The following is a 22,519-nucleotide window of genomic DNA, read 5'->3' as shown; positions in this document are numbered from 1 at the left end:
AAAACAATACACATAGGAATGTGACTTACATCTTATTATTCCAAATAGGACTAATGTGAAATACTACCAATTAATAATAACGTTATTCGGCTACCTTAAATATCATGATACATGATTTCTTGTGGCCCAAATAAACCTCCTAGATAACGCTCACCTGTAAAAGTGAAGCCAGCCGTTTCATAACAACGCTTTGCCACTGTATTTTTGCAATTTACTGTTAAATAAATCCTTTGATAATTTGAGTAGTTCTTCGCTAAATAAGTAAATAAAACCATTAATGCTTGTTTACCAATACCCTTGCCTTGTAATTTTTGGTCTATAACAAAGGTTCGCAAACCAATACAATTTTCAGAGCAAAAATCCACATCATGAGAGTAAGCAATATCTATTTTAAAGAAACCTACTATTTGGCTGTTCAACTTAATCACATAAAGATGCATTGTTGCAGATTCACTTTCTAAAAAGTCATCTGCTGTCGCGGCAAATAGAATTTGATCCTCAAATAAAGACACCGCTTTCACACCCTCTTGATCCTTCTCTGTATACCTCAAAATTACAAGCATATTAAGTCCTATCACTGCATTTTAAATAAGCACTATTCCGATCGCAATTTTACTATAAACAGTATGTAAAACATTCATTATTCACAATAAAGACATAATAATGCATTTATTATCTTTTTATATTTAGTTGGCTATATTGAGAACATCATGAAACTTATCATATTCATAATACAAAGCTTTGCTCTGATTTTATTAATTTCTGGTTGCGCACAGCCCAAAGAAGCAACGCACCAGTCTTTGACAACTCAACAGCTACCTATCTTGCTAGATTTTAAAGCTCTGACTACAGCAACAAACGGTACACACTCATACAAAATCTCACCTGATGGTGAGAAATTGGCCTGGCTAAAAGAGAGTTTCGACAACAATGGTAACCCTTATACTGCGCTACACTTCAAGAACTTAAAAACCGGTGAAACTAGTAAATTTAGCAGCTCGATTCCATTCTTCGAATGGATGCCTGATAGCCGTCGCCTTATTTATGTGCCTCACTTTGACGATATGAAATCTAAAATATTCTTTTTAGATACGAAGTTTCCAACACGGCAATTAACCCCTTTTTATGATAAAGATAACCAGATACATGTCGTAGATAAATTACGCAACGATCCGGAAAATATTATTGTAAGGCATAACGGTGGGAATGCTAAAGCGTACAACTTATACCGCTTAAATATTAAAACAAAAAAAGAAAAATTATTATTTAAAGTCGATAAAGAATTAACAATAGATGGGTTCATTATTGATGACAGAGTTAAAGGCGGTTCAATTTTCGCTTATATAAAAGATAACAGAAAAATATATCAATTCGGCACTGATAAATTATTATTTGATGCAGGTGAAAATGGTAAGGTTACCAATGCTAAGATGAATCATAGCAAGAATACCCTCACTATTTTAGCTAACAATAATTCAGACAAGATTCAACTTATTGAGCTAGATCTTGCAACCAATGACATTAATACTCTTTATTCAAATGATACTGTTGATGTAGACAAATATTACTACGACAATAACCATGCTCCAGCATTAGCAGCCAGTTATCCTAATTATCAAGAAATCATAACTTTTAACCCTAATTATAAAAAATTAGCCTCTACTTTTTATCAAAAAGGTAAAAATGGAATATTTATTTTTAGCACTGACAATAAAAATGAGAAATTCACAGTTAAGCAATATAATGAATACGGCTATAACATTTATCTATATGATACAACTAACAACAAGAAAGAACTTTTATCACAAAGTAAATCAAACAATTACACGCAGTTTCTTGCCAGCCAAAAGCCCATTCAATTCACGAGCCGAGATGGTTTAACCCTCAACGGTTATATCACCCTACCTAAGGGTATTAAAGCCAATAACCTTCCAACGGTATTACTGGTTCACGGTGGACCACATGCTCGCGACTACTGGGGCTTTTCTTACGAGGCACAATTACTTGCCAACCGTGGCTATGCGGTTATTCAAGTTAATTTCAGGGGATCTACAGGTTACGGCTATGCGTTTACATCTTCAGGCTATGGTGAGTTTTCTAAAGCTATGCATAACGACCTAATTGATGGTGTAAATTGGGCAGTAAAACAAGGAATAACAGATCCGAACAATGTCGCAATTATGGGCGCTAGTTATGGTGGATACGCAACCTTAGTCGGCATGACACTGACTCCAGATAAGTTTTCTTGTGGTGTTGATATTTTCGGCATATCAGATCTTGAGCTGATGGTAAAAAACTTCCCTGAACCATGGAAGCGATATGAAGATATTTGGGTAAACTATATTGGTGATTTCAACGATCCAGAGATGAAACAACAGCGTGCACAGCAATCGCCAATCAATTTCGTTAATAATATGAATGCACCTCTGTTGGTCATTCAAGGTGACAGTGATGCTGTTGTGATCCCAGAGCAATCTCGTCGTTTTGTTGAAGCGGCAAAGAAAGCAGGAAAAAATGTACAGTACTGGGAAATGAATAATGTTGGTCACCATTATGGAGCACCAAGACAAGCAAGGAAACTTGCGAGAAAAGTTGATAATTTCTTAAGCCAATGTATTGGTGGTCGCTCGGCTGGCTAACTATTAATAATTAACGGTGTCATCTCCTTTCAGATGGCACCACGTTTTTCTTTTTATGCATTATTGCTCAAACTGATTTTCAAGTGACGGCAATATAACCAAAATAAAACAAAAAACACCCAACTATTTGACATATGTTCTGCATTACTAAATTACAGTTACTTACAACTCATTATTTAACCATTTCGAATTTATCTCATTATAATCAATGCAGTTTTTACTTGTGAGATTTCTTTATGAAACTAAAAGCGACAATGGCTGCTGCAATCATGCTTTCTACGATGGCATTTTCAACAACAGCTTCAGCTGATACATTTACATTAGGTCGTACTATTCTTCTTGAAGCTAAAAATAGTCACGCTAAGATCCCTGTACCACTTTGTCGTAATACTAAATCGATTCAGATTAAAGCTGAACGTGATGTGTTTTTAACAAAAGTCGTCTTTAAATTTCAAAATGGCTCTTCGCGCGTATTCCAGTTTCAACGCAAATTAGATAAAAACGAAAAAACAGATTGGCGTCGATTCTCTTATGAGCGCTGTGTAACAGATATTCAAGTGCATGGCCGTGCTGAAGATGGCAGTGCTGGCATTAAAGTTCTCGGTCGTCGATAAGCCAATTTATTTAAAACAAGATCGCTATTAATAGCGATCTTGTTTTTTATATCTCTATAATCTTGCCAGACTGACTTACATTTCACTTGGACTTAAACGATACACAAATGCCGATTGTTCAGAGCCATCGTCAAGCATAACGGTGATCACTACACGGTCATACCCCTCGCCTTCGAAATCATCAATACGCTGCCAATGCGTTGTCAATTCATCAGACGTAAAGAGTAAGCCTTGAACACGTTCCCCTTCTGATTGCGGTACAAAAGCAGGATAACCTAATGTCGCGCCTTTACCGTTTGGGTAAATAAATCCAATTGCGCTCGCTTTTTTCCAAGAACCTTTCAAATCAGAAAGCACATAGGCATTAGATTGTTCTGGCGCCAAAGTGCCATAAACGAATAATGTATTAAGCACGAAGAATGAGTCCTCACTATAAGTCACATCTTATTAACTAAACTATAAACCTAAGGACAAAACATATTTAAAGCCATAATGAAAAAGCACTAATTATTGTGATCTCGTTTAAAGTTTACATGCTAACTATCAGACTTTAGTGTAATATCCAGCCCCCGAACACACTAGATTTTAGGTGCTGTGCACCATAACGAACGATATCGAGGCGATATGCAATTACTCGAAGCCAAACTCCATAAAATTGACCGTCATAATTACCGCAGCTATACGAGTATGCGCGGTGAATACCACTTCGTTGATTTCGACTTTTATATTGATACCGTTCAATCGGACCCGTTTGCGCCGGCTTCTCGTGTACGTGCCCGTCGAGCATGGTCACTCACCGATCTAGAATGGTTACGTGAAAAATCTTCAGTCTATCAATGTGCTGCACGAGATTTTATTGCTCGCTTTTTTGCAGATTTATCGCAACAAGATAATGCAGTACTTATTGATATGCCAGGACAGGTGATCCTTGACCGTACAGCGGTGGTATTTGATGACGAAGGTATCGAATTACGTTTTCGTGTAAACCTTCCGGCTGACGGTCGTACCATCATTGCTAAGCGTACAATGAATCTATTAACTTTCCACCTACCAAAAATGATCCGCCGTGCAACGATTGCACGCGAATTACCAATGGAAGAGTTAAAAGCCCACTGTGAAGCAGCAGAAGATCAAGTAGCACTTCGCGCACAGTTAAAAGAACATAAACTCTTAGCTTTTGTTGCTGATGGAAGTATTCTTCCTCGCCTTGCGGGTAACAGTGATTTACCACTTCCGAACGCTGTACCTTTTACAAGCCCTGATAACCTAGCAGTAGAGCTTGAAGCGCCACACAAAGGTAAAATCCGTGGTATGGGTATTCCTGAGGGCATTACTTTAATTGTTGGTGGTGGTTTTCATGGTAAATCAACGTTATTAAGTGCCATTGAGCGTTCTGTTTACGATCATATCCCTGGTGATGGTCGTGAGTACGTCGTAACCAATTATAATGCCGCTAAGATACGCGCTGAAGATGGTCGTTGCGTTCATAATGTTGATCTATCGCCTTACATCAGCAACTTACCTATGGGTAAAGATACCACAGCCTTTACTAGCCAAAATGCATCAGGTTCAACCTCACAAGCTTCTTGGTTACAAGAATCGATCGAAGCTGGCGCTGAAGCATTATTGATTGATGAAGATACTTCTGCATCAAACTTTATGATCCGTGATGAGCGCATGCAGGCACTGATTTGTAAAGATGATGAGCCAATTACGCCACTTGTTGACCGTATCGCTTTACTTCGCGATCAGCATGATATCTCAGTAATGCTTGTTATGGGTGGCTCTGGTGACTATTTAGATGTGGCCGATACTGTTATTCAGATGCATAACTATGAAGCAGTAGATGTAACAGATAAAGCACGTGAAGTTGTTGCTTCTCACCCTACCCGACGTAAAGCTGAAGGTACAGAAGTGATTGTTCGTCCTCGTACACGCCAAATAAACCGTAGCGCGCTGCAAGCGTTACTTGAAGAAGGAAAATTCCGTATTCAAGTAAAAGATAAAACATCGTTACGCTTTGGTCGTGAATACGTTGATTTGCAAGCGTTAGAACAAGTGGCTCATCCTAGTCAGTTACTTGCTATTGGTTACTTATGGTTCCAACTTGCACAACTTAAAGGTTGGGAAAAAGTCCCTGCGCGTGCATTTGCTAACATGCTGCATGATAACTGGGCTGATATGATGCCTAAATACGGCGAAATGTCGAAACCTCGTGTCATTGAGGTAATGGCTGTGCTGAACCGTATGCGCAAAGCTGAATTTAAGTAATAAGTTTAAATCTCAATAGCAATAAATGATAAAAGCCCACATATCGTATTAAGCTATATGTGGGCTTAATATTATCTAGGCTTATTTTAAGACCTGACATATTAATAAAGCCATCTTCTGATAATGGTTTGCTAAAATAGTAACCTTAAATCAAGTCAATTGATAAATAATACAAATGAAAAAGGCGTAACTCAAAACCACTAACATATTACGTTAAGATAGCGAATTAACCTAAAATCAACTATAATATGCGACCATTTTAACGGCAAGATGATTACATTCATAAGCAACTGAGTTTATGAATGTAATCGGCTATAGCCGACAGTTTAGGAACAAAGCATGTCATTCTTATCACAAGGTTTTTCTCAAGATTTAGTTAAAGCATTAACTGAAATCGGTTATGAAAAACTCACACCAGTGCAACAAAAAGCTATCCCTCAAGCACGTCGCGGTGCTGATATTCTTGCACTAGCACAAACAGGTACAGGCAAAACTGCCGCTTTTTCACTGCCAATTATTCAAAAATTAATTGAAAAACCAAAATCAAAAAGCCGCTTCAATGTTCGTGCTCTAATTTTGGCACCGACTCGTGAACTGGCAGAGCAAATTGCAAATAACATCAGCGACTACACTAAATACACTAGCATCACTTGTACTGCTGTTTTTGGCGGTAAAAAAATGTCGTCACAAGAAAAACGCCTAGAACAAGGTGTTGATATTCTTGTTGCTACACCTGGCCGTCTGATCGAGCATATGGAACTAAACAATGTTTCACTAGCAAACCTTGAATTCCTTGTTTTCGATGAAGCAGACCGTATGTTAGATATGGGCTTCATCGGTGCGATCCGTGTGATCCTTGATGATATCCGAACCAAGCCTCAAACCATGTTGTTCTCAGCAACGTCTTCAGCACAAATGAATGCTCTGGCTGCTGATATTCTTCATAAACCACAACGTATTACGGTAACCCCTGAGAATAGTACAGCTGATACCGTCTCTCACGTGGTTTACCCTGTTGATGAAGATCGCAAGCGTGAAATGCTGTCTGAATTAATTGGCAAAAAGAACTGGAAACAAGTACTCGTTTTCGTCAATTACAAAGAAACAGCGAATCAACTGGTTAAAGAGCTTAAACTAGACGGTATTAAAGCAGTACTTTGTCACGGTGATAAAGCACAGAGCGCGCGTCGTCGTGCATTGGAAGAGTTTAAAGAAGGCAAAGCACGTGTAATGGTTGCAACAGAAGTTGCTGCCCGTGGTCTTGATATTCAAAACCTGCCGTATGTTGTTAACTACGACATGCCTTTCCTTGCAGAAGATTATGTTCACCGTATTGGTCGTACAGGCCGTGCAGGACAAAAAGGTAATGCCATTTCTTTTGTTAGCCGTGAAGAAGAGCTAACACTAGTGCAAATTGAGCGCTTGATCGGTCAACGTATCCACCGTGTTCAATTAATTGGCTATGAACCAAAAAGCCGCGATGCCTTACTAGAGCGTATGCACTCAAAGCCTGCTTTCAGTCAACGTGAAGGGAGAAAGAATAACCCGACACAAGATCAATCTGCTGCTGAACGTCGTGCACGTTTACGCCGCGCTATCAATAGCAAAGCTACGAAGATCACGACACTTAAAAAATAAGTTTTTTGTTAGTGTTTGATTCAAAATAGAACGATAAAAAGCCGAGCATATCATTATGCTCGGCTTTTTTTATTTATGGCAAGACACGCTGTTGTGATTGCGTTGGATAGATTTGACACCAATCATTCTTCATGTCAACGACTTGCCATTTATTTTGTTTCGCCGCTTCCATCAGTGCTGGTGTAAACTTACCCTCAAACGAGTTTGCGCCATACTTCCACTCACGCTTTGCATCAGTGTGGTGGATCAGCATACCAAGACTTATACCTTTTTGAGAGGTCGTCCATTTCAACATTGCTTCGTCACCAGTTGAATTACCAATAGCTAAAATTGGACGTTTTCCGATAATCGTTTCAATGTTGATCGCTTTCTGTGGGCCATCATTAATGTAAATCAGCTTGCTGTTTTTCTCTAATTGACCATCTTTATAAGTATAACCAAAAGCGGTACCAATCACATTTTGTGCTGGAATATGGTATATCGCTTCGCTCCATGGTTTAACGAAAGAGCTACCTCCGCCCGTTACAATGAAGACATCAAATTTATTAGCTTGTAAGTAATCAATCAGTTCAATCATTGGTTGAAACACCAACGATGTATAAGGGCGTTTAAAACGTGGCGATTGATTATTTTTAAGCCAGTTAATTACATCTTTGCTATATTCCGCTGGTGTCATCTCTGATTGCGAAGTTTCTAAAATAGGCAACAATGCAGCCCAGCCTTTTTTAAAGATCGCATCAGTATTGTTATTTAAAACCCAGCTATAAGGTGTGGTAGTTTTCCACTCTGGGTGATTAGCACTCTTCTTTTTTATTTGATCAAAGGCAAATAAGAACTGAGTATAGATTGGCTTTTCTGACCATAATGTACCGTCATTATCAATCACAGCAATACGATCAATAGGTTTTACATAATCCTTACTTCCTTCTGTTGTTACTTTTTCAACAAAACTCAAAAGTGCACTTCTTGGTTGGCTATTTGCCCATAACGGTAACGAGGCCGTATTCTGCTGACATTCAACACTGAAAGCCGGTAAGGTAAAAAGTGATAACACTACACCCACAAGCCCTATTACTATTGCTTTATTCTTATTCACACTGATGTTCCATATATTAAAAAGGGTAAGTCAAATAATAACTTACCCTTTCAGAAATGCGAGAAAATATACTTATTAGATATAATCTAAGTATGGATTTCCCGTGATCAAATCAATTGCTTGCTCAAATTCAGATAAACGTAGACTATCTTGTGTCATGGTGATTGAATTCTCATCCATCACCGCTTCCCCAAAGTGGTAACGAATGGTTTCTTGCCCATAGCAAGCGGCTTTATCATTACTACAAGATACATCGGAAATAGCTTGGTTAGACTGATAATAGCGAGCCATCACATTCTGGCCATGTTTTGCCGTTAACATGGTCAGTGTTTGCTTAGGTGATAAAACAAGACCTGAAGCATTATTACCACCAAACCCTTTAGCATTTAATATTACCGCTTTGTAATCTTGCCCCATCTCTCCAGCAAATTGATGATCCATTAATATATTCAAGTTTGAGTGATGAACATCATCTGCAATATGGTCAATGGTTTTAATTCCCGGGATCCAGCCGTGTTGCCATACACCAAGTGATGCGACTAACTGATCCCCAGCCGCCGCACTCATTGAATGCCCAACATAAGATTTGATTGCGGTTACTGGCCAATTATCAATATTAAACGTTTTAGCCACTTCATTGAGAATATGACTTTCTGTTACACGGTTTTGAGGCGTCCCTGTACCATGCGCTTGAACAAATGTTTGCTTAACGCCTTCTTCGCCTAAAATCGCTTTGGCTAGTGCTGCAGCTTTTGCAACCGTGACATAGTTACCGACACCGGGTGCCGAAATCGACTTTTTATTAGCATCAGCATTAACGAAGACATCAGCCACTGACCCGTAAATGTTTGCACCAAGTTTTAATGCTAATTCATCATCCATTAACACAACAAATTGTGCTGATTCAGCCATCGTGAAGCCAGCATTGGCAGAAAATGGACGACATGCACGGCGGTTATCTACCTCATCACTGCTATCAAGCGCTTTTAATTGGGCATCTTCTGCCAGTGCGCCCATAACACGGAACCCTTCCATAATTTCAGGTATCACCGGTGCTTCAGCATTACCGACAATCACTACTTTTGATTTACCATGCTGAATGTCATACATACCTTGGCGTAGGTTATACAAAAACGTCGCGCAAGCCCCCATGTTTGTACCAGTTGTCCCAATACTATTAATCACGTAACCATTGATAAAATCAGCTGGCATTTCAGCCAATGACAACGCCATCATTTTAGAGCTAACACGCCTACCTGTGAGAGAAGCTGCAAGCATACCACCCAATGAATTCTCATCAATTTGCGCTAAACCACTACCCGCATAAACTGACACTTCATCGGGTTTAATATGTTTAAGAATCTCATCCCACTCAACGCCTAATGAATTTAATGCATCAGATGCTCCATAGATGGTTAAGCTAAGTCCACGAGGATGAAAACGTGAGTTGTATAATGAAGCTGGATTGAAACCCGCGGGAATATTTCCGCCACTGGTAACAGGGAAAGCAACACGATCTTCAATCAATGCATCAAGGTTACCATTAACCGTGATATGTACTTTGCTCCCATCCTCTACGACTTCCCAATTATCAGGGATTTTGGTCGGCAACTTCGACTTACGTAAAGTAAAACAGATCTTATCGTTGTCTGTATTTAAATTAGCTTTGTATTGATACAGTAAATTATCAGGATCAAAAGAATCGATACGACGAACAAATGTACCTGCCTTAATCGCATCAATAACTTCAGCAGTCACTTTATTATCAGCTTCCAATCCCATTCGAGAAGCAAGATCTTGCCATGTTGATTCCATCACATCAGCTGAAAGAACATCAGCAACCATCAATTTATAGCTATGAAAGCCTGAACTACGACCAGCAGCATTGATGCCACCTAAACCTACAATTAACGGTAACTTTGCCATTTAAAATCCCTGACTTTTATTTAAACACTGTTTTAAAACAGGATAACAGTATTAGATTGTTTATCACCTAATATATGTGCCAAAATTACTTCCATATGTGCCACGCATTAAAATAATAAGCAACATAACTAATATACTGATCACACAAGGGAAAGTATGAAAATTGGATTTGTGCTCTATCACCGTGCTTTGATCACAGGAATATCACTAAGCGCTGAAATGCTCACCAGTGCTGCTAGCCTTCGTGACCGAAAAAGCCAAAAAGAGAGCCCATTTGAAATAAAAGTGATAGCGCCTAGCCTAATACCACCCAAATTAACTGCAGGTATTCGTATTCAACCCGATTGTACCTTTGCAAATGACGAGTCATTTGATGTCATTATATTGCCGCCTATGTGGGGGAACCCATTAGCTTCACTCTCCAAACATCCTGAAATTCCATATTGGCTTATTAAGCAATACCAGAATGGAGCCAAAATTATTGCGACAGGAACTGGCGCTATCTGGCTTGCTGAAACGGGTTTATTAGACCACCAAGCAGCCACAACTCACTGGTATTTTCACGATAAATTCTCTCAATTATATCCAAAGGTAAAACTCAATAGGCAGGCATCAATCACCTCGGCCAATGGACTTTATTGCACCGAAAGTATTAACTCACAAACAGAAATGGTGCTGTACTTTATAACAAATAATTTTGGTCAGAAAATTGCTAAAACGATAGAGACACATTACGGGCATGAGATCAGTAAATCTGATCATCAACCGTTTTATGAAATTGGAGGGCAGGTACAATTTGATGAATCAATTGCTTTAGCGCAAGACTGGATCAGACTCAATATGAGCAAGTCGATCACCGCAAAAAATATGGCAGAACATTGCCAATTACCTTTACGCACTTTTAATCGTAAATTCAAAGATCAGGTAGGACTTGCTCCTCACCAATATCTTCAAAAGATCCGAATGGTTACCGCGAAAGAACTTCTGCGCGATTTTGGAATGACAATCAATGATGTTTCAGAACAAGTGGGTTATAAAGATTCCTATCATTTCTCAACCATCTTTAAAAAAGAATTCGATGTTACTCCGAATCAATACCGAAAAATGGTAAGAGCTAAAGCTTATAACGCTTAGGTAATTTTAAAACTAAAGACTGAAAGTTCTTAATATATATAAATGTATACCACATCAAGATAACATTAACTGCAAGGCAATATATCTCATCCAAACATACATTGATAAACACAAAAAAGCCGAGTTAAATAACTCGGCTTTTATTTAGCAATCTAATTTAATGAATAAATTATGCTTCTGTGCGAGGCTTGCGATCTGTGCGAGGTGCACCATCACGGTTACCACGGTAACCACCACGTGTGTCATTACCACGATTACGGTCAAAGCGACGCTCACCACCACGTTCACCACCACGATTACCGTCACGGTTACCACGGTAGCCACCACGGTTGCCGTCACGATTACCATCACGGTTGCCGCTACGAGGACGGTGTTCACGAAGAACTTCGCCTTCAACAACTACAGCTTTAACATCATTTTGACGAATGCGTAGTTTCTTAAGCTGAGAAGCTACTTCTGCTGTCATCTTCTTAGGAAGCTGAACAAAAGTATGCGTTGGAGCAAGTTTGATTGCACCAATGAACTCTTTGCTTAGGCCTAGTTCGTTTGCGATTGCGCCAACGATGTCTTTAACTTGAACACCTTGCTCACGACCAACTTGTAACTGGTAAGTATCCCAATCAGCATTGTTGTATGAACGACGTTCACCGCGCTCGCGACGGTCGCCACGCTCACCGCGGTCACGATCGTTACCACGACGCTCACGGCGTTGTGATTCACGCTCGATAGCAGCGATCATTGGGTCTGGACCTTTATAGAATAAAGGACGGTTACCTTGCTGACGCTGAAGAAGCATTGCTGCTAGTGTTGCTGCATCAACATCGATTGATTCTTGTAGTTTTTCTACAAGTTCAACAAACGCTTCTACACTTGTTTGTTCTTTTTGTGCTGCTAGTTCTTCGCCTAAACGGTTTAAACGAGATGCAGCAACTAAATCACGTAGAGGAAGTTGAATCTCTTCCATGCGAGACTTAGTAACACGCTCGATAGTACGAAGCATACGAATTTGGTTTGTGCGAACGAGTAGAATCGCTTTACCAGTACGTCCTGCACGACCTGTACGACCGATACGGTGAATATAAGATTCAACATCGAACGGGATATCGTAGTTAAATACGTGAGTAATACGTGGAACATCAAGACCACGTGCTACAACGTCAGTTGCAACTAGAATATCGATAACACCACGTTTGATGTGATCAACAGTACGCTCACGTAGCGACTGTGGAATATCACCGTGAAGTGCCGCAGCTTTAAAGCCACGAGAAGATAACCAATCAGCTAGACGTTCAGTATCTTGACGAGTACGAACGAATACGATTGATGCATCAGTATCTTCAGTTTCAAGTAGACGACTCATTGCTTCGTCTTTCTCTACGCCTTTAACAACCCAAAACTGCTGCTCTACTTTCGCAACAGTACGGTTTTCACCAGCAACGTCAATGCGTGCAGGGTTACGTAGGAAACGCTCAACGATTTCTTTAACGATTGGAGGCATAGTTGCAGAGAAAAGCACACGCTGTGCTGTTTCTGGTGCTTGTTCCATGATCCAAGTTACATCGTCAACGAAGCCCATCTTCAACATTTCATCAGCTTCATCAAGAACAAAAGTATGTACTTCGTCTAGTTGAAGTTGCTTACGTGAGATAAGGTCTTTAACACGACCAGGTGTACCAACAATAATGTGAGCACCATTTTTAAGTGCACGCATTTGATCAACGATTGAAGCACCGCCGTAAATTTCAAGAACCTTTAGGCCTTTGATATTTTGACCAAGTACTTTAATTTCTGCAGCAACCTGAATTGCAAGCTCACGCGTTGGAGCCATAACAATTGCTTGTGGTTTGTGCTGAGATAAGTCAACTTTGTTTAGTACAGGCAGTGAGAATGCTGCTGTTTTACCAGTACCTGTCTGCGCTTTACCAAGAGCATCAGTACCAGTTAGTAGTAGAGGTATAGACGCTGCCTGAATCGGCGTTGGCGCTACAAAGCCCATGTTGTCTAGTGCAGATAGAAGCGTGTCGGCCAAGTCTAGTTGGCGAAATTCTGTTACAGTTTCTTGCATTGGGATCCCAATATATGAACGACTTAAAAACGGGGCCCCTTTGCTACATACGGGTTCTGCAACAGCAACCTCAAGCACGGGCCTCGACTAATAGGGGGCGTATTGTGAGGCAATACTTGATAAAAAGCCAGAAAAAATTGAGGAATGTCACAGAATAAGTCTCAAGTTACTATTTCTTGAACAATTAGCACATCAGATAAACATAAATATTCATAAGCCAGTTATTATTTAATCTATCTTACTGTTAATACATTAAATATATTGAGCAAAGTAACCTTAGTGGTTAATCACCTCTCACTTTATAGCCAACACATTCTTATCTTATAAATAGAGTTTCAAATTGCTTTCTTTTATCTTTCTTATTTGAAAGATGATGAATTAACACTCATCAATGCGCACTAACTTCATTCTAAAAACAAAAGACATAATACACTGATAAATAATGTTATATCCGCATTGCTTCTTCAATTAATTCAAGACTTATGTATCAATCATTAGTTCAAACATTATAAAGGTCGTATTAGCCCCCCTTTATAATCTCAGTGCTTTATTTTTAATACCTTTACATTTCCAATATTAACCTTTCCCTGAAATTTTTTCGTTGTTATGCAAAATATGCATTGCTTTTATTAAACCCAACTAATGAAAAGCACATTTAATGAAAATATCCTGCTCAAATATTGGTTTTATCAACCCAAAAAAGTATAGTGTCAACGTCAATAATCTGAGACCAGGTATAATGTTTCAAGATAATCCGCTGTTAGCACAGCTTAAAAAGCAAATTCAAGAAACACTTCCTAAAAAGGAAGGTTATATCAAAGCAACTGACCGTGGCTTTGGCTTTCTAGAAACCGATAACAAAGAAAGCTTTTTTATTCCGCCTCTGTATATGAAAAACGTTATGCACGGTGATCGTGTTATGGCTGTTATTCGAACAGAAAAGGAACGTGAAGTAGCTGAACCACAAGAGTTAATTGAACAATCAATGACACGCTTTATTGGTCGAGTGAAGCTAATTCGTGATCGCTTGCACGTTGTGCCTGATCATCCTCAGCTTAAAGATGCCATTAAAGCCAAAGCAGTTAAAGGTTTGAACCCTGAAACGCTTAAAGAAGGCGATTGGGTTGTAGCAATGCTAACCCGCCACCCTCTTACAGACAAAAACAAAACATTCTTCTGTGATATTAAAGAGAAAATCACAGACAGTAATGACAAAATTGCACCATGGTGGGTTACATTAGCACGCCATGAACTACCCAATGCAGAACCAGCACCACAAGAAAGCTGGACTATGCTAGATGAAGCACTTGAACGCCAAGATCTCACTGATTTACCTTTCATTACTATTGATGGTGAATCAACTAAAGATATGGATGATGCCATCTACACAGTTGCAAATGCTGATGGTAGCTTTGATATTACTATTGCGATCGCAGATCCAACCTCTTACATCGCTGTTGGCGATAAGATGGATGATGAAGCACGTGAGCGTGGTTTTACCATTTATTTACCGGGTCGCAATATCCCAATGCTTCCTCGTGAATTAAGTGATGAGCTTTGTTCATTAATTGAAAATGAGCAGCGTCCCACTCTCTGTTGCCGAGTAACTGTCGATAAAGATGGTGTTATCCAAGATAATATTACTTTCTTCGCAGCATGGATAAAATCGCAAAGCCGTCTATCTTACGATAACGTTTCTGATTACCTAGAAAATGGTAATTGTGAAAATTGGACACCAAACGCTGAGATCGAACAACAAGTTCGTGCATTACAAGCATTTGCTGACGCACGTACTAAATGGCGTAAAGAGAACGCTGTTGTATTCCCAGACCGTCCAGATTACCGCTTTGAATTAAGTGAAGATAACGATGTTGTTGCTATTCATACTGATGCGCGTCGTACAGCAAATCGTATGATTGAAGAGGCAATGATCACAGCTAATATTTGTGCTGGTCGTGCGCTACAAGAAAAATTCGGCACTGGTGTATTTAACGTTCATAGCGGTTTTAACCCTGAAAAGTTAGATGCTGCAATGGAGTTTTTAACCAATGCTGATGCACCTTTTGAAAAAGAGCAATTACTTGAATTAAATGGGTTTAGCGCTTTACGTCGTTGGTTAAATACACTTGATAGCACTTACTTAGATAATCGCTTACGTAAATTCCAAGCATACAGTGAAGTGGCAAATACGCCAGCTCCTCACTACGCAATGGGCTTAGATGTCTACGCAACTTGGACATCACCTATCCGTAAGTATGGCGATATGATTAACCACCGCCTATTAAAAGCGCTAATCACAGGTAATGAGCCAAGCCAAACCCCTGATGATAATGTTGGTGATGAAATTGCCTTACATCGTCGTCGCCACCGCATGGCAGAGCGTGATGTTTCAGATTGGCTATATGTTCGTCTGCTAAAAGACGCCGTTAAAAATGCTACCGTCTTTAATGCTGAAGTATTCGATATTAATCGCGCTGGAATGCGTGTACGCCTATTAGAAAATGGCGCTGCCGCATTTATTCCTAGTTCATTAATTCTAGATAATAAAGAACGTATTAGCTGTAGCGGTGAACTTGGTATTATTACCATTGATGGCGTGAAAGAATATCAATTGGGCGATAGCTTTGAAGTTACACTTGCTGAGATACGTAGCGCAACTCGTCAACTTATTGCTAAACCAGTAAAACAATTCCCTGCGCCCGAAAAGCCAGAGAATACTGAGTCAGCAATCGCTGAAGAGAATAAAGAAGAAGTTAAAGCGTAAATCTTCTTTTATCACTTTAAAAGGTCAGCCTTTGCTGGCCTTTTTTATAACTAAAACTATTGGAAAGTCAGTCTATGAAGTCAACAATCGCCGAAAATGATCAAGCGCTTAATGATATTGAGCAAAGTGTTCAGCAATGGCTCAATGATGTTGTGATTGGTTTAAACCTTTGTCCTTTTGCTGCTAAACCTCAACGCAACAAGCAAATTAAAATTCATGTATGCAGTGACAAGACAGAAAACGATCTGCTTGAGTCCATTTATTTACAACTTAAAGAACTCGATGAAACCCCACCACAAGAGTTAGAAACGACACTTGTTGTCGCACCTTATTTACTTGAAGATTTCGATGACTACAATCAATTTCTTGATTTAGTCGAAGGACTTGTCGTCCAACTAGGTAAAAGTGGGATATATCAAATCGCTAGTTTTCATCCAGATTACTGCTTTTATGGTACAGAACCTGAAGATGCTGAAAACCTAACAAACCGTTCGCCCTATCCTATTTTTCATTTGATCCGTGAAGAAAGTATGGAGAAGGTACTCAAGCACTACCCTGATCCTGAGGCGATCCCTGAACGAAATATTGACTGTGTTGAAAATTTAACGCCAGAGCAAATTAAACAACTTTTTCCCTACCTAAAAAAGTAAATAGATAATTTAAGTTATTGATGTGTTAGCCGATATAGCTAAAATAGTCGCTATGGCTAACATATTCATGGAAGATGATAAATACGAATAATTATTAGGCTCGTATTCGCTCATAAACAAACGTATTTATTTAAGGTTGAGATTAATGCTCCTTTTTTCACACTTTCGTTCAGCAGGCATGCGGTTAATAATCCCGTTAACGATAGCAATCTTAATGTTAATAGCATTACCTTTTTCCGCAGTATCTTTGGCTAACTATCAAGATCTTCTTGTCAATATTCCCTACATTCTATTTACGATAGTTATTTTTCTGAGCCAACCATTTAATCAAGGCAGAACCGGTTATGTTGCACTAATTATGTTAGTTGCATATCTAATCATCATTCATTACCTGCAAACGCCTTTAACAAACGATAACGTTAAACTCATTTTTAGCTTACTTGCAGGTTTACTCCCCTTTAATCTTCTGCAAGTGCATATCATGCCTGATAAGCGCTTATTTTCTCGATTTGGCGCACTATTTTCTGTATTTTTACTCTTACAAGTAGGATGGGCTGCTTTAGTATATAAACACTTTAACGCTACAGATCTTACATCTTGGTGGGATACATACCTTTTTACTTATCGAAACTTGTCGCTATTACCATTGGTTATATTGTTATTAAATCTCGCCTTGGTATGTAGTAGCGCATCAACACTTTTGAAACGAAACCATAGTTCAGATCAAGCCGTCTTCATCTGTTTGCTGTTTAGTTTTGTTACGTTTACCTTTTTCCAATACTCTTTCATCTCTAGTGTTGCCTTCAGTATTGTCGCGATATTACTACTTATTAACATCATCAGTTGTAGCCATGAATTAGCCTTCATTGACCAGCTGACAGAAATCCCGGGGCGTCGTGCGTTAGATAATGAGCTTAAGCATTTAGGAAGAACCTATACCTTAGCGATGATCGATGTTGACCATTTTAAGAAATTTAATGACAAATATGGCCATGATACTGGTGACGACGTACTCAAGTTAGTTGCTACTCTTATGAAAGACATTGATGGTGGTGGCAATGCCTACCGTTATGGTGGGGAAGAGTTCACGATTTTATTCAAAGGAAAAAGTATCGATGAATGTTTGCCATTTCTTGAAGAATTAAGAGAAAAAATTGAAAAATATAAAATGATTATTCGTGATCATGACAAGCGTCCTACTAGCAATCGGTCAGGATCTAAAGCTCGTGGACAAGAGAAAACATCAAAATCAGTCAAAGTAACAGTCAGTATTGGCGTTGCAGAAAACTATTTAGAACAAGAACCAGAAGATGTTTTAAAACAAGCTGATAACGCATTATATAAAGCGAAAGAGGCTGGAAGGAATCGTGTGCAATGTACACAGTAGCCAAAATAATATCATCGTGCTAGTAATATAAAAACAAGCCCGATATGCATCGGGCTTAATACATTATAAACTTGCACTCATATAGCTAAAGAACAACCAACCAGTATTGATAATCAGCGGCCAAACTTTATTCAATACTATTTTTGGAGAACATCCACAGACTCTTTTTTATTCATAGCCTCAGATTATTCACAATCTGCTTGTTTTTATCTTTATAAAACTATCAACAAATCAAACATATCACACAAATTTTACAATCGACCACTTTATTTAACTAAACAGAATAATAGCTCGTTTATTGATATAAAATGACTGTTTTTATGAACATTATACTTCTTTGATTCATTTTATTACTGCAAAAAACCCGGTTGTTAAGCCATTGTTATATATTTTTAGTATAAAATTATAAGGTCAATCACAATTGGCAATTATTCAGCGCGGCATATGATAATGATATAGATGGAGGACTGAACATGAATAACCAAGATAGAATTGAAGATATCGAACAAAAAATATCTATTGCCTATCAAGAAGGTCATTTTGATCAGGCCAGAGCCCTAGAGAAGCAATTAAAGAAAATGCGGGGACACCATAATTTATATGATCAAAATGACCCTTACTCGCTAGAGGGACGTTTTTATTATGATGATCACGACTAAAGAAGTCGTCATTTAATATCAGGCGATGATCAATCATCGCCGTTTTTATTATAATGCCTAATCCAGCTGCGCTTGCATGATATTACCGGTATAGAGATCCATTTCTATCTCAACACGATGGCCGTCTTTATTTAATGCATCGACTTCTATCTCATTATATTCTCGAACTACCTTAATTTTTCGAAAATCATAATAGCCATCTTTTTCAAGAATTTGCATTGCCTTAGGGATACTAATTACGTCTAAAGCCTTTTCTATCGGATCGGCATGAGCTGCTGATATAAAAAACAACCCCATAGTACTGACTGATAGTACAAATAGCTTAAATTTCATCTTTTTCATCCATCTGAGCTGCAGTATTTATCAATAGCTTTAAACAACACAAGCTATGATTAACCAAAATAAAATTAGGTATCACTACCACCACGGTTCCCATGCTATTTTCCTACATCTATAATTTTTATCTCTTCCTTGGCCTGTTTTAATTTCAGTGTAACGAATTAATCAACAATAAGACTCTCGATTTAGAGAATTATGTAATGGAGTAAGGCAATGTCAATGTCCTTTATCTTAATCAACAAAAGCTAGACTTACTTCTATTTGTGCATATGTTGCATTCTTACATCACTTCTATCTTATTCTTTATTAAAAATATTTTTATGTATATTGCAATGTAAAAAAACACCCATCAATTTCGCATACAATTGTTAGCATTAGGAAAGATTTGCTAGTACAGACTTGCTCCTTACTCATTCAAAGGGTATAAAATAAAGTATATTTTATCGTTTAAAGAGCGTTATCAATGAAAAAGTTTGTTTTAGCGGCAGCGATTGCATCATCAATATTACTAACCGGATGCAGTGAAAAAGTTGACGAATCAACAATCAGTAATGTTGTACAATCAAGCCAATACGAGCAACCAAATCTTGGTATAACAGCTGACACGACTCCGTTTGAAGTTAAAAACCTAAAGATTGATAAAGTATTACTTGATACAAAAACTGATTACAAAGCAAAAGTAACTTACGACCTTGTTGCAACAAAGAGTCTTGAGCAATTTAAAGAATCAATGCGTAAAGTTGCAGAGCAACCAGCAAAAGAAAATAATGCCACAGATCAAACCAAAAACGATTTAGGTTCGGCATTAACTAGCCTTAAGAAAAATCTATCTTCAGAAGTGATGGTTGTTGCTTACGGCGCGAAATACGGCGATTTCAAAGCAGGCCAAGTTGTTGATACGATCTCCGAACAAGTTTCGTTGAAAAAAGTCAATGACCAGTGGGTTAAAGACTAGTTTAATCAATAAACAAAAACGCCTATTACCAGTGAACCACTTTTAATAGGCGTTTTTTACATGTTTATAATCGACTATTTATCAATTGGAAACAGTTTTCCTTCAAATACCGTACCGTAAATTGGGATATCTTTAAGAGTCTTAATTTCTACTTTATACGGGTCTTGCTCTAAAATAGTAAAGTTAGCTATTTTTCCTGTTCTAATACTGCCTAGTGTCTCTTCTTGACCCCAAGAATAAGCTGCTTCAATTGTTATACCACGCAAAGCAGCATCTCGAGATAGTGCTAAGTCTGGACGAATAACATTACCTTCATTACTTATACGTGTTGCAGCACTCCAAGCTAATAACAGTGGATCAGAAGGAGCCATTGGTGCATCAGAGTGAAGCGATACCGGAATCTCTTGTTTTTCTATCGTTGCCAAGCGAACCATTGAGTGAGCACGCTCTTCGCCTAAACCAACCTCTCCGAACTTTTCGCTAAAACCAGTAACATAATAAGGGTTTACACTAATAATAGCCCCGAGTGATTTTAGCTTCTCGACTTGCTCATCTGTAGAGTTTGCAAAGTGGATAATGGTAAAACGATGATCTTCACGTGGGTATTCAGCCTGGCGCTTTTCTAAAATCTTAATTAGCTTCTCAACGCCAAGATCGCCATTTACATGCACCAAGATTTGATAATCATTTTCCCAGAAGATTTTAGTGATCGCTTCAACATCTTCAGGTGTTTGAATCCATTCCCCATGATGTCCATCGGTATAGCCATCTTTCATCTTCATCAACTGAGAGATAATCGCACCATCAAACAACAACTTAACTTGTTTATCAAAGAAACGAACTTTGCCATCTTCAGGTAATATTGTCGTTATGCGTTCAACCTCTTTCAATACACCTTCTTTACCCTTTGCAAAATATGGCGTTTTACTTTCTGGCGTAAAGAATGAATACATAGGTGTAGATTCACCACCTAGGATCTCAAGATATGTATCGATCATATAATCAGGGATAAATGCACCAGGCTCGTTGTAAGCGGTAACCCCTTTTTGATGCAGCATCGTCACCATTTGCTTTAAACCGGCAGAAAAGCGCTCTTTATTACCTAATTCAGATGCAATTCGTGGCAATAAATAAATGAGTGCCCCACCTTCTAAGAAGTGACCTTCATCTAGATTCGCCTGATCAGCCACTTCTTTACCTAGCTTATCAATATCCGTTTGATTAAGACCAAATTTCTCGATAAATGCAGAATTAACATAAAACTCATGTGCTGAACGATGCCACACACCAATTGGACGTGTTTTAGAAATTTTATCTAACTCTTGACGAGATATTTCACCATGGAAGAAATTGTTAAATCCCCATGTCCATAGCACTTCATTCGGATCTTTTAACGCTTTTTCTTGTAATGTTAAAGCTGCAATATAATCATCATGGTTTGTTACTGCTGGCCATGTTTTTGAAGGCAGCTGCCATTCTTCTGGCGCAATAACTGGCATATTTAATGTTAACGCCGCTAAGAAAGGATGTAAGTGTTGTTCAATAAATCCGGGCATTAACACTTTATCGTCCAAATCTACTTTTTAGAGTTTGGATACTGTTTCAATGCTTCTTGTTCAGATCCAACATAAACAATTTTGCCATACTTACTCGTCACAACCGCTTCTGCTCTTGGTTGCGACTTTTCCATAGTGATAACCGGACCACCATAGAAAATGGTGGTTTGAGATTCTTTATTTTCATTTGCATGAGCGCTAAATGATGTAGATGCGAGTAGCAGCATTAGTGAAGAAGAAAGTGTTGAATATTTCATAAATCCCTTTATTTAGTGTAATTATCTAGATCTAACTTAAACAATTTAACCGTAATTACTGTTCCTTTATTAAAAATAGATATATTAGTCACAAAAAAAGTACTGTCCCATCATCACTTTATATATCAATACGTTATGGGAATAATTGAGTAATGTAATTTTTATAGTGAAATACAATCTTTTTCTGTAGAGTATAATTATCATCAAGACGCAATGGAGATGACATGATGAGCATGACTAGCGTAACAATCACAGTTCCAGCGCACTTAGTACCCGGTGGTTTACCCACCCCTAATGTTAAAGCATTTGGGTATAATGGCTTTGAGCGAAGTTTTGTTAATTCAGGCCAAGACGACATAACAACCTTTACTTTTTTTTCACCTGTCACCGGTTGTACTGAGAGCCAGTTTAATAAAGAGCTCGAAAAGTACTTTTGGCACTTTGCAAAAGGAACGCCTTTTAACATCAAGAAAGAGTTTGATGATCAAACAACCAAACATCACAGTTGTAAATACCTAAATGAACAGCTCATTCAAGAAAGCATCGCTTAATCTTATCTGCTCTCTCAA

17 protein-coding genes and 1 pseudogene are annotated in these 22,519 nt (G+C 38.5%); 11 read left to right on the top strand and 7 right to left on the bottom strand.

The annotated features are described in order from the left end of the window. Positions 1–95: 95 nt before the first annotated feature. Positions 96–563, bottom strand: a complete 468-nt coding sequence (locus C9J45_RS04500) for a GNAT family N-acetyltransferase (RefSeq protein WP_107206859.1) — start codon at positions 561–563, stop codon at positions 96–98. A 147-nt stretch (positions 564–710) separates the two neighbouring features. On the opposite strand from C9J45_RS04500, the gene C9J45_RS04495 reads away from it, so the two are divergent. Then, complete coding sequence (locus C9J45_RS04495; protein ID WP_107292207.1) at positions 711–2,639, top strand: S9 family peptidase; 1,929 nt, start codon at positions 711–713, stop codon at positions 2,637–2,639. Positions 2,640–2,875: 236 nt separating this feature from the next. Then, positions 2,876–3,253, top strand: a complete 378-nt coding sequence (locus C9J45_RS04490) for a DUF2541 family protein (RefSeq protein WP_005364537.1) — start codon at positions 2,876–2,878, stop codon at positions 3,251–3,253. A gap of 75 nt (positions 3,254–3,328) precedes the next feature. Here the strand turns inward: C9J45_RS04490 and C9J45_RS04485 are convergent, their stop codons facing one another. After that, positions 3,329–3,667 carry a gamma-glutamylcyclotransferase family protein gene (locus C9J45_RS04485; RefSeq protein ID WP_107206857.1) on the bottom strand — a complete coding sequence of 113 codons (339 nt, stop codon included), beginning with the start codon at positions 3,665–3,667 and terminating at the stop codon, positions 3,329–3,331. A 210-nt stretch (positions 3,668–3,877) separates the two neighbouring features. Here C9J45_RS04485 and C9J45_RS04480 point away from each other — a divergent pair, with 210 nt between their 5' ends. Both C9J45_RS04480 and C9J45_RS04475 read left to right on the top strand, forming a co-directional pair. Beyond that, complete coding sequence (locus tag C9J45_RS04480) at positions 3,878–5,524, top strand: ABC-ATPase domain-containing protein (protein ID WP_045127646.1); 1,647 nt, start codon at positions 3,878–3,880, stop codon at positions 5,522–5,524. Positions 5,525–5,863: 339 nt separating this feature from the next. Then, a complete protein-coding gene (locus C9J45_RS04475) occupies positions 5,864–7,162 on the top strand; it encodes a DEAD/DEAH box helicase (protein ID WP_107247257.1) in 1,299 nt (432 codons plus the stop codon). 73 nt (positions 7,163–7,235) lie between these two features. Here C9J45_RS04475 and C9J45_RS04470 read toward each other — a convergent pair whose 3' ends face one another. Both C9J45_RS04470 and C9J45_RS04465 read right to left on the bottom strand, forming a co-directional pair. Continuing rightward, positions 7,236–8,258, bottom strand: a complete 1,023-nt coding sequence (locus tag C9J45_RS04470; RefSeq protein WP_233217630.1) for an HAD family phosphatase — start codon at positions 8,256–8,258, stop codon at positions 7,236–7,238. A 75-nt stretch (positions 8,259–8,333) separates the two neighbouring features. Then, positions 8,334–10,184, bottom strand: a complete 1,851-nt coding sequence (locus C9J45_RS04465) for a beta-ketoacyl synthase (RefSeq protein ID WP_107292206.1) — start codon at positions 10,182–10,184, stop codon at positions 8,334–8,336. A gap of 156 nt (positions 10,185–10,340) precedes the next feature. Here C9J45_RS04465 and C9J45_RS04460 point away from each other — a divergent pair, with 156 nt between their 5' ends. After that, positions 10,341–11,318, top strand: coding sequence for a GlxA family transcriptional regulator (locus C9J45_RS04460; RefSeq protein WP_107206854.1), 978 nt, complete (start codon positions 10,341–10,343; stop codon positions 11,316–11,318). 169 nt (positions 11,319–11,487) lie between these two features. On the opposite strand, the gene C9J45_RS04455 is transcribed toward C9J45_RS04460, so the two are convergent. Next, a complete protein-coding gene (locus tag C9J45_RS04455) occupies positions 11,488–13,383 on the bottom strand; it encodes a DEAD/DEAH box helicase (RefSeq protein ID WP_107292205.1) in 1,896 nt (631 codons plus the stop codon). A gap of 739 nt (positions 13,384–14,122) precedes the next feature. Between C9J45_RS04455 and C9J45_RS04450 the strand changes: the two genes are divergently transcribed. The 4 genes from C9J45_RS04450 (at position 14,123) to C9J45_RS04435 (ending at position 18,843) form a co-directional block, all read left to right on the top strand. Then, on the top strand, positions 14,123–16,147 hold the full coding sequence (locus C9J45_RS04450; protein ID WP_107292204.1) for an exoribonuclease II: 2,025 nt from the start codon (positions 14,123–14,125) through the stop codon (positions 16,145–16,147). A 74-nt stretch (positions 16,148–16,221) separates the two neighbouring features. Further along, positions 16,222–16,797 (top strand): DUF1415 domain-containing protein, encoded by a 576-nt coding sequence (locus tag C9J45_RS04445; protein WP_107292203.1) that lies wholly within the window; start codon positions 16,222–16,224, stop codon positions 16,795–16,797. A 145-nt stretch (positions 16,798–16,942) separates the two neighbouring features. Further along, positions 16,943–18,184 (top strand): GGDEF domain-containing protein, encoded by a 1,242-nt coding sequence (locus C9J45_RS04440; protein WP_107206850.1) that lies wholly within the window; start codon positions 16,943–16,945, stop codon positions 18,182–18,184. A 473-nt stretch (positions 18,185–18,657) separates the two neighbouring features. Then, on the top strand, positions 18,658–18,843 hold the full coding sequence (locus tag C9J45_RS04435; RefSeq protein WP_045147560.1) for a hypothetical protein: 186 nt from the start codon (positions 18,658–18,660) through the stop codon (positions 18,841–18,843). Between the two features lie 57 nt (positions 18,844–18,900). Here the strand turns inward: C9J45_RS04435 and C9J45_RS04430 are convergent, their stop codons facing one another. After that, the gene (locus C9J45_RS04430) at positions 18,901–19,176 is read right to left on the bottom strand and encodes a PepSY domain-containing protein (RefSeq protein WP_107206849.1); all 276 of its coding nucleotides are present in this window, start codon (positions 19,174–19,176) and stop codon (positions 18,901–18,903) included. A gap of 469 nt (positions 19,177–19,645) precedes the next feature. Between C9J45_RS04430 and C9J45_RS04425 the strand changes: the two genes are divergently transcribed. Then, on the top strand, positions 19,646–20,137 hold the full coding sequence (locus C9J45_RS04425) for a hypothetical protein (RefSeq protein ID WP_107206848.1): 492 nt from the start codon (positions 19,646–19,648) through the stop codon (positions 20,135–20,137). A gap of 74 nt (positions 20,138–20,211) precedes the next feature. Here C9J45_RS04425 and C9J45_RS04420 read toward each other — a convergent pair. Further along, positions 20,212–21,950 (bottom strand): annotated as a pseudogene (locus C9J45_RS04420) (amidohydrolase). A gap of 224 nt (positions 21,951–22,174) precedes the next feature. Here C9J45_RS04420 and C9J45_RS04415 point away from each other — a divergent pair. Next, the gene (locus tag C9J45_RS04415; RefSeq protein ID WP_233217629.1) at positions 22,175–22,501 is read left to right on the top strand and encodes a hypothetical protein; all 327 of its coding nucleotides are present in this window, start codon (positions 22,175–22,177) and stop codon (positions 22,499–22,501) included. Positions 22,502–22,519: the final 18 nt, after the last annotated feature.

Source organism: Photobacterium sp. GB-1, from assembly GCF_003026165.1.
In the GTDB taxonomy this organism is placed as follows: domain Bacteria; phylum Pseudomonadota; class Gammaproteobacteria; order Enterobacterales; family Vibrionaceae; genus Photobacterium.
The sequence above is the reverse complement of the archived record's forward strand: the minus strand, read 5'-3'. Positions and strand labels throughout refer to the sequence as shown.

Excerpts from the sequence above, each read along its gene's own strand:
- C9J45_RS04500 (WP_107206859.1), bottom strand. The coding sequence starts at position 563 with ATGCTTGTAATTTTGAGGTATACAGAGAAGGATCAAGAGGGTGTGAAA.
- C9J45_RS04495 (WP_107292207.1), top strand. The coding sequence starts at position 711 with ATGAAACTTATCATATTCATAATACAAAGCTTTGCTCTGATTTTATTA.
- C9J45_RS04490 (WP_005364537.1), top strand. The coding sequence starts at position 2,876 with ATGAAACTAAAAGCGACAATGGCTGCTGCAATCATGCTTTCTACGATG.
- C9J45_RS04480 (WP_045127646.1), top strand. The coding sequence starts at position 3,878 with ATGCAATTACTCGAAGCCAAACTCCATAAAATTGACCGTCATAATTAC.
- C9J45_RS04475 (WP_107247257.1), top strand. The coding sequence starts at position 5,864 with ATGTCATTCTTATCACAAGGTTTTTCTCAAGATTTAGTTAAAGCATTA.
- C9J45_RS04465 (WP_107292206.1), bottom strand. The coding sequence starts at position 10,184 with ATGGCAAAGTTACCGTTAATTGTAGGTTTAGGTGGCATCAATGCTGCT.
- C9J45_RS04460 (WP_107206854.1), top strand. The coding sequence starts at position 10,341 with ATGAAAATTGGATTTGTGCTCTATCACCGTGCTTTGATCACAGGAATA.
- C9J45_RS04455 (WP_107292205.1), bottom strand. The coding sequence starts at position 13,383 with ATGCAAGAAACTGTAACAGAATTTCGCCAACTAGACTTGGCCGACACG.
- C9J45_RS04450 (WP_107292204.1), top strand. The coding sequence starts at position 14,123 with ATGTTTCAAGATAATCCGCTGTTAGCACAGCTTAAAAAGCAAATTCAA.
- C9J45_RS04445 (WP_107292203.1), top strand. The coding sequence starts at position 16,222 with ATGAAGTCAACAATCGCCGAAAATGATCAAGCGCTTAATGATATTGAG.
- C9J45_RS04440 (WP_107206850.1), top strand. The coding sequence starts at position 16,943 with ATGCTCCTTTTTTCACACTTTCGTTCAGCAGGCATGCGGTTAATAATC.
- C9J45_RS04435 (WP_045147560.1), top strand. The coding sequence starts at position 18,658 with ATGAATAACCAAGATAGAATTGAAGATATCGAACAAAAAATATCTATT.
- C9J45_RS04430 (WP_107206849.1), bottom strand. The coding sequence starts at position 19,176 with ATGAAATTTAAGCTATTTGTACTATCAGTCAGTACTATGGGGTTGTTT.
- C9J45_RS04425 (WP_107206848.1), top strand. The coding sequence starts at position 19,646 with ATGAAAAAGTTTGTTTTAGCGGCAGCGATTGCATCATCAATATTACTA.
- C9J45_RS04415 (WP_233217629.1), top strand. The coding sequence starts at position 22,175 with ATGATGAGCATGACTAGCGTAACAATCACAGTTCCAGCGCACTTAGTA.